The following is a 7,303-nucleotide window of genomic DNA, read 5'->3' on the forward strand; positions in this document are numbered from 1 at the left end:
CAATGCCGGATTGATACCGGATTTTAATAATACCGGTGACATCAGCGTTTGCTTGCTTAGCCTGAAAGAGCTTGTGACCATTGAGAGGCTCAACAGATGCCCAAACAGTAAGGAAAGTACTCCATGTTTGGGTGACTCCGCCGGCCGTGTCTTGGCTAGTTGTGGGAGTTTCAATGATTATTCGCTGTCTGAGTTGTCCGATATTCATTTAATCCTCCCAGACGCCATAACACCGGTCACCGCATAGGGCATTAATAGTAAATTGAATATTGCCCGGTACTGACCCGAAGGACACAGCACTTCTGTTTTCGTACCAATGACCAATGAGCAGTTTGATGGCATGCTTAAACATTTCTGGTACAGTTGCATATCCAGCCTGGTAGCGTATACGGATACCGCCAGAGGGTATCAAGCTATTAGAAGGCCAGCTTGAGCCAGATGCCGGGACAACTAGTCCGGGTGAGCAATCTGTATTGACTACATAATCCCCTGAGTCAATCGTATGCTCCACACCCTCGCTGTCTGTATATTTGATACTGGTAATGGACTGCAAAGGCGGCCTTGGAATCAGTATCTCGCCACAGGGAAATTGGCTGAACACATACTCCAGAGTCTGGGTGCCAAGTGCTTTTTGAAGTACGATAGTCTCCAAATGCTGTCTAGCAGCTGTTATCAGATTTGCTATATAGGTGTCATCGGCAGACGTATCAACCCGCAGATGCAGTTTTGCCTCTGTGAGGCTTACTGGTTCGGACGCAGGCGGAGTTATGAGTTTGATTGCCATATTGATTACCTCTCTTGGAGGAGATTACTTCGGTTTTAGTTTCATGGTCTGTACTCAGTTTGTCCTCAATTTGAGGGGCACCAGCTGGCCGCCCACAAACAGAGCAAACCAGCTGGCCATTTACATAGTTAAAATATTTGCACTTGCAAAGCATAAAGTCCCCCTTTAGGACACTCTGATTCCTAGTACATAAACAGTTACAGCCGCGTTAGTGTCCTTTACCGCTGTAATACGCAGGGTGCCGCCGGCAGCAATTTCGGCATAAGTTGGGTCAATAGAACCAATACGTTTGATAGCATTGACCGCAGCCGTTTTAGCAACCGCGTCTGAAATGGCATTTGAGCCATTTTTAACCTGCCAAGTATCATCAGTAGCGTGGGCAGCAATACCGGTGTTCAGACCCCACACATCAATCACTCTGGTTTTATGGGTCAGTATCACATCGTTATCGCCTGAAAGGTCAGCTACATCTATTCGATGCAGGACTACCAAACCGCCAATGACATTAACATCTGCCACCTGCTTGGCTACAAGACCTGTCAGAGAGGCCGGGGTAATACCTGCCTCTACAATGGACGAACCCTTGGTATTGTCCGAGTGGTCATGCTCGCCGACCTTGTGTACATGGTCAACACGGGCAGGAGCGGAAGATGTGCCTACATCATTTTCTGTACCCGTTCCGTTCGCTGCCATATCGCCGACCAGCCCATATGTAGCCAGAGACGATTTCTGTGTCCATGTGGGCGAAGCCTTAGTATTTGTATTCTGATAGAGGGTGCCATTGGTGGTATCAATCAACAGGTCGCCTTTATCGGCTATGCCTGCATAAGTACCACTGGTGCCATCTGAAGGGGCACCGGCATTTCGCCATGCCCGTTTGCGTGAACCTTCTATGATATTTGCCGATTCACCGCTATCAGGCGGGCACATGAACATTGTCATGCAAAACACCCGCAACATAAGCATGAACATTCGGTTTAACTTTTTCATGTTTTCTTCCTTTCGTAGGAGAGGGGAGCGGAATTCCGCTCCCCTCAACCTTATATTTAGATGCCGGTAATTTTGGCAAAAGCAGGTATGCGGGTGTGAACCATAGCAGCCCGCAGGGAAGCTAATATTGCCAGCTTGCCTTTGACAAAGTAGTCAGAGTAGCCACTGGACATTTCTACTTCTACACCTCTGCGCATGGCCAAATAGCTGAAGTTCGCATAGTCACCGGTAAGAGCTGTATTTGCAGTTACGGCGGTAGTCTGAACAACAGGTACACCCCAGATTGACTTGCCGGCTGTTGGATCATTCGGACTACCGAAGATATAAATACCATCGGCTGTACGAAGCAGGCGAATCCCCTGCCAGTCTGAAGGATTAATAAAGAGCACAGACGGCTCTGCGAATCCTACAGTCCTAACCAAATCAAAGGCCTTATAGATGGAGTCAGGAGTCGGGTCACTACCTTTAGCCTGTTCCTGCAAAGCAGCGAGATTCAGAGTACCAAGCAGATTCGGGGTATTCCCGTCACCTTCAACAATTTGGCTATCCAGTGTTTGACGTACCATGAAAGCCAACCGGTTATTAAGATAAGCTTCAGCCAGAGGCACATCTTCAAGCTGGACTTTAGAAGTAGGTACGAAGGTTGATATTTCTTCAACCGCTTGAGTGGTTGCAGTAAGAGCCAAGGCAGACTCAGCAGCTGCATTGCCCTCAGACTTGGCAGCAGCGGCGTTGGTGAAGGTAGTTTCCTTCATGTACGCTACACTGTTCTGGGCAGTTGGGAAAATAGGGATATAATCAATGATGGATAATGGACGAGTCGGAGCACCGACATAACCAGGTAGCCGTATATTTTCAGGAGTCCAACCAGAGCTGGTAAAGAAGTTAGCTTTCAGGTCTACATCCAGAAAGGCCGACTTGGGATCAATATCCAGCGTAACCCTTCTGCGCTCTTCCTTAACAGCTGCGGATTTCATGATAAGCTCGCCAATGCTTAGAGTTTTAGTAAAGGCCGGGTTGGGTTTCTGCGGTTCTTCGCTGGCCAATTTCACGCCTTCATCAGCGGATTTACGCAGTTCGGCCAATTTAGAAACCTTCTGATAATCGGTATTCAGTTCTGTGAGCTGTTTTTCCAGAACGTTCATTTCGGCAACCTTTTCTTCGGTGGTCTTGCCCTGAAGACAAGTAACCTTGTCGAAGTCCAGACTGTCACCGGCCTCAGCAAATACCTTATGTATGAGGTCGGATTTGGCTTTGATTTCGCCCTTGATTTCGGTAATGGTTTTCATTTAGATTTCCTCCAGTTTTTTTAATGTTTTTTGACAGCGCAGGTATAGGCTTGCGATTATGGCCTTATCCGGCTGTTTTGGGGAAGCTAACAAGGATTTAAGTTCTTCGGCCATTTCAGTTATAGTTTTGATTTGTTCCTCTAACTTTTCCTTGAAAGCAGGAGATAATTTGCGCCCTTCTTTCCGTCTCAAATCAGCAAGCGATTTAACACGGGTAGTTAAATCTTTGACAGCAGCAAGCACCGCCTCGGATTGACTAGTGAAAGTTGTGCCTTCCTCAGACTTGATAGCTAAAGTGCCGGTGTTTACTCCGGCTCCACGTAGAACAGGAGATGCTTCAAAAACATCCAATTTCTTCAGCACCCGCCAGACTTTAGGATTGTCATTCCATGGAGTACCTTCAGCTACTTCAAGCACTCTGAACCCATATGACCACTCTTGCAGTTCGGGGGCATTCTTGATGGTCTCGTAATGTTCCTTCCCTGCAGTGGTGTTTAAATAGAACGCCCCATCCACGAATACCTCGCCATTTTCTTCTCTGATTACACCTTTCCCCACCGGTAACGCATCAGCCCATATAGAGTGCATATAGGCTGATATCAAGATGTTCTTCCCGTTCGGGAAAGCACCGGGTAAGGTCACATCGCCATCTTTATCAATGACATTTAAAGTGGCGATGCGAGCTGTAAAAGTACCAGGGCTGTCTGATTTAAGGTCAAGCCCAACAAATGATTTGTGCTGGGTCTCAACAGAAACTTTATCCATTGCCATCTCCTTTATTTATTCACAGGATTAACAACCGGTACTTTACCGGCCATATCCATTGGAACCATGTTTGCTTGAACGTAGTATTTATCTCCGCCTGGGTCAGTGATGGGGTCGAGGTTTTCTTTTTCACGGATATCGTTGGGGGATAGAGCGCCCAAATAAAACAACTCCTTATAAAAACTGGCGCGTGTAACAGGAGAGCCTCGGAGCAATCCTTCCACCAAGAATTCGGCGAAATAATCAGAACGCTCATCCTCAGTCAATAGTTGAGTATTTATCGCTTGTTCCCAACGCACGAGCCATGGGCGCATGGTGTAGATGACAAATTCCAATGACTGTTGCTCTATATTGTTATTAGTTGAACGCTCCAAATCTCCTATCATGTGAGGAGGAACATGATAGAAACTGGCAATCTCTGAACGTTGGAATTTGCGGGTTTCCAAGAACTGTGCATCTTCAGGCGACACAGAAATTTTGTTGAATTTTGCACCCTCTTCAAGGATGATAGGCTTGTTTGAATTCCCCAGTCCGGCATACTGATTAGTGAATGATTCCTTGAGGTTTTTATAAGCGGTATCACTCATTTTGGATGGGTGTTCTAGTATGCCGGATGGATTGATTCCATTTTTAAAGAATCGACTACCGAATTCCTCTGTCGCTTGCGCCAGCCCTATTGTGTTACGGGCCATGGTTATAGGCGCATAACCTACTAATCCATCAAACCCTAAACCGGGGATATGCAATACTCTCCATGCGGGCAAATCAACAGGATGGCTACCATCTGAAGGAGTGTAATGGTAAATAATCTGCTTGGTTTGTGGGTCTCTAGTTTTACGGACTCTGTTAGGGAATAACGGCCACAAAGCCTTTATGTGTGTGTAATCTTCCCAATCTATCTGCGCATAGGCATTGCCCCACGTCAGTAGATGGCTCATAAGGGTTTCACGCAGGGTTAGGGAGTTCATTTCGGGATTAGGCTGATTATGCAAAAGAGTGTACAGGGGGTGTTCTGTTGCTCTGATTTTACCTTTGCCATTGCGTTTGTAAACAACCAAAGGTAAGGACGCTAATGTTTCAGACAGGAGTCTGATACAAGCGTATACAGTAACATTGCTAAGAGCAGTTTCCTCATTTACATAAACACCTGTCAGACTCTCACTTGAGAATATGCTTTTTTCGCCAGGCTGTAGATTAATAACAAAACTTTTTAAGAATGCTTTTATTGGATTCATTTATCACTCCCGTTCACAGGGTTAATAAGCCCCGGCTTTCATATACGGAGGGTTCATTCCCATTGCTATGTGAAATAGCCCGGCTCAGTGCCATAATTAAGGCCACTACGCCGTCAATACGGCCGGTGGCCTTTTGTTTGTTTGGCTTAACGTTGTCATTAGCATCCCAATACAGCTGGAGATTATCCGCATTCCATCTAAGAACCGGGTTGCCGCCGTGCTGTAACTTCCCATTCAGGACAACTCTTAGTAGCTCTTTGGTTGGTGGTGACATATTCTGGACTGACTGCTTGAACTCAATTAGCGGATATCCTTCGTCTGATAACTCAGTAACCAGATGCATGGCATTCCAAGGGTCAAAGGCTATTTCGCGTATCCGGTATTTCAGAGCCAATTCGCTTAATGTCACCTGGACCGCACTGTAGTCCACTACATTTCCCGGAGTTGGCCGAACCAGCTTTTGAGCCGCCCAAATCGGATATGGTATTCGGTCACGGCGGGCAGCCATTTCAAGGTTATCTAATGGCAGCCAAAAGAACGGGATTGTTCGGTAATAACCATCTTCTAACGGAAATACTAGGTTGAGTGATGTAAGGTCGGTGGTAGATGATAAGTCCAGGGCGGCATAACATTCCTGACCTTCCATCTCAGCACACCACTGCTCGTATTTTTCAAGTTCAAATTTAGACGGCCCGCATTTATCCCAATTCTCCATCGGCATACCCTTTACGAAGCAGCTAATCCACATATTGAGACGTAGCTGCTTGAATACGTTTTCCTCGGCCGGATTGCCTTTAGCAGATTGATATGCTTCGCGCATCTCATCAATGGACAACACCTCACCGAGGGAAGGATTAACGTCATACCAGTTGTTTTCGTCTTCCCAATCCCATCCCTTGGTATCCTCAGGCGGGCCATATATGACAGGGTAGAAAGTGGGTTCTTCACGTTTGCCATCAAGAATATCGCGGGCTTTATCGTGATACTCGCGGCAGATACTTTCCCTGTCTACGCCTGCTGTGGTTATCATGAAAAAGAGAGGCTGCTCACGGGCCGCACCTGCACCTTTAGTAAGCACATCTACAAGGTCTCTGTCAGGCTGTGCGTGTAATTCGTCAAGCACCAGACCTGAAGTATTGAAGCCATGCTTAGCTTTAACCTCTTTACTCAGTACCCGGTAAAATGAGTTGGTGCTGGAAACTACAACACGTTTGACACTGTCTAATATATTGCTTCGCTTAAGAAGGGCAGGTGACATACAAACCATATCAGCTGCTACATCAAATACGATGCGTGCTTGGTCGCGGTCTACAGCAGCGCCATATACTTCAGCCCCATGCTCACCATCAGCAAATAGCAGGTATAAAGCGACAGCGGCAGCCAATTCCGACTTGCCGTTTTTCTTGGGTATCTCAACGTATACAGTCTTATATAGTCGGGTGCCGTTAGCCTTGCGCCATCCGAAGACTTCCTCAATAATCTTACGTTGCCATGGAAAGAGTACGAATGGCTGTCCGGCCCATTTACCCTTTGTATGTTTAAGAGCCTGAATGAATCTGACTGCGTGGTCGGCATACTCTTGGCTAAAGAAAACGCCCTTAGGCGAGCCTTTGGGCGGTTTAGTCTTATTAATGAACCAGCGGTCTTTGTTGGCCATGAGAAATTACCTCAATTCGGTAAGACTTTCTTTGCTCTCGCGTTAGCCTCCTCTAATGCTTTTTCCATCTCATCAACAGGCTCATCTGAAGCACCGGGTACACTCATGCGTGAACGTGAAGAAGGAGTCAAACCAAATTCGACACAGAATGCTTTAATCTGCGCTAATGCATCTTTTGCAATTCTGACCTCAGGCTTTACAGCACGCTTCATTGCTAATGTTTTGAAATCCTCATAAAGGTATGTAAATCCTTTACTGATTTCCTCCTCGGCCTTACGCCATCGGCTATAAACAGCACAGTAACCGGTCAATGCAACCCGGTCAATCTGCGAAATAATCCCCAGTTTCGTCAGCTCAGGAACAATACGTTTCCATTCTTTTTTTGCTTCAGCATCCAACCATGATGGGCAAGTCGGAGCAATTGAGGGTGTAGGAATTTCTTTTGCTTTGCGTGCTTCAAGATTTAAGCGTGAAGGGTTCCCATTTAACTCATGAATTCTGGTTGGTTTTGGTTTTCTTCCCCTGGTTGTCATGGTCTCTTCACCTAAAAGTTTCTAATTTCCCGAAAATTTACACGGAGGTT

Annotated in this window: 8 protein-coding genes; all 8 read right to left on the reverse strand. The window is 46.4% G+C overall.

The features are described from left to right. Positions 1-208, reverse strand: a 208-nt coding sequence (locus tag WC259_RS06830) for a phage head closure protein (RefSeq protein WP_372643783.1), incomplete at its 3' end; no start/stop codon positions are given. Beyond that, positions 209-784: a head-tail connector protein gene (locus tag WC259_RS06835; RefSeq protein ID WP_372643785.1), complete on the reverse strand. Its 576-nt coding sequence runs from the start codon at positions 782-784 to the stop codon at positions 209-211. Positions 785-949: 165 nt separating this feature from the next. Beyond that, positions 950-1,774: a hypothetical protein gene (locus WC259_RS06840; protein ID WP_372643788.1), complete on the reverse strand. Its 825-nt coding sequence runs from the start codon at positions 1,772-1,774 to the stop codon at positions 950-952. Positions 1,775-1,830: 56 nt separating this feature from the next. Then, positions 1,831-3,063 carry a phage major capsid protein gene (locus WC259_RS06845; protein WP_372643791.1) on the reverse strand — a complete coding sequence of 411 codons (1,233 nt, stop codon included), beginning with the start codon at positions 3,061-3,063 and terminating at the stop codon, positions 1,831-1,833. Then, entirely contained in the window at positions 3,064-3,828 is a 765-nt protein-coding gene (locus WC259_RS06850; RefSeq protein ID WP_372643795.1) for an HK97 family phage prohead protease, read from the reverse strand. It lies immediately after the preceding gene. 11 nt (positions 3,829-3,839) lie between these two features. Continuing rightward, positions 3,840-5,063 carry a phage portal protein gene (locus WC259_RS06855; RefSeq protein WP_372643798.1) on the reverse strand — a complete coding sequence of 408 codons (1,224 nt, stop codon included), beginning with the start codon at positions 5,061-5,063 and terminating at the stop codon, positions 3,840-3,842. Between the two features lie 13 nt (positions 5,064-5,076). Next, complete coding sequence (locus tag WC259_RS06860) at positions 5,077-6,720, reverse strand: terminase large subunit (RefSeq protein WP_372643801.1); 1,644 nt, start codon at positions 6,718-6,720, stop codon at positions 5,077-5,079. A gap of 11 nt (positions 6,721-6,731) precedes the next feature. After that, the gene (locus WC259_RS06865) at positions 6,732-7,253 is read right to left on the reverse strand and encodes a phage terminase small subunit P27 family (protein WP_062900242.1); all 522 of its coding nucleotides are present in this window, start codon (positions 7,251-7,253) and stop codon (positions 6,732-6,734) included. Between the last annotated feature and the right edge of the window lie 50 nt (positions 7,254-7,303).

The sequence above is a fragment of the Dehalococcoides sp. genome (genome assembly GCF_041654235.1).
In the GTDB taxonomy this organism is placed as follows: domain Bacteria; phylum Chloroflexota; class Dehalococcoidia; order Dehalococcoidales; family Dehalococcoidaceae; genus Dehalococcoides; species Dehalococcoides mccartyi_B.

Bases quoted from the DNA above. Each gene is read 5' to 3' on its own strand.
- WC259_RS06835 (WP_372643785.1), bottom strand. From the start codon at position 784: ATGGCAATCAAACTCATAACTCCGCCTGCGTCCGAACCAGTAAGCCTC.
- WC259_RS06840 (WP_372643788.1), bottom strand. From the start codon at position 1,774: ATGAAAAAGTTAAACCGAATGTTCATGCTTATGTTGCGGGTGTTTTGC.
- WC259_RS06845 (WP_372643791.1), bottom strand. From the start codon at position 3,063: ATGAAAACCATTACCGAAATCAAGGGCGAAATCAAAGCCAAATCCGAC.
- WC259_RS06850 (WP_372643795.1), bottom strand. From the start codon at position 3,828: ATGGATAAAGTTTCTGTTGAGACCCAGCACAAATCATTTGTTGGGCTT.
- WC259_RS06855 (WP_372643798.1), bottom strand. From the start codon at position 5,063: ATGAATCCAATAAAAGCATTCTTAAAAAGTTTTGTTATTAATCTACAG.
- WC259_RS06860 (WP_372643801.1), bottom strand. From the start codon at position 6,720: ATGGCCAACAAAGACCGCTGGTTCATTAATAAGACTAAACCGCCCAAA.
- WC259_RS06865 (WP_062900242.1), bottom strand. From the start codon at position 7,253: ATGACAACCAGGGGAAGAAAACCAAAACCAACCAGAATTCATGAGTTA.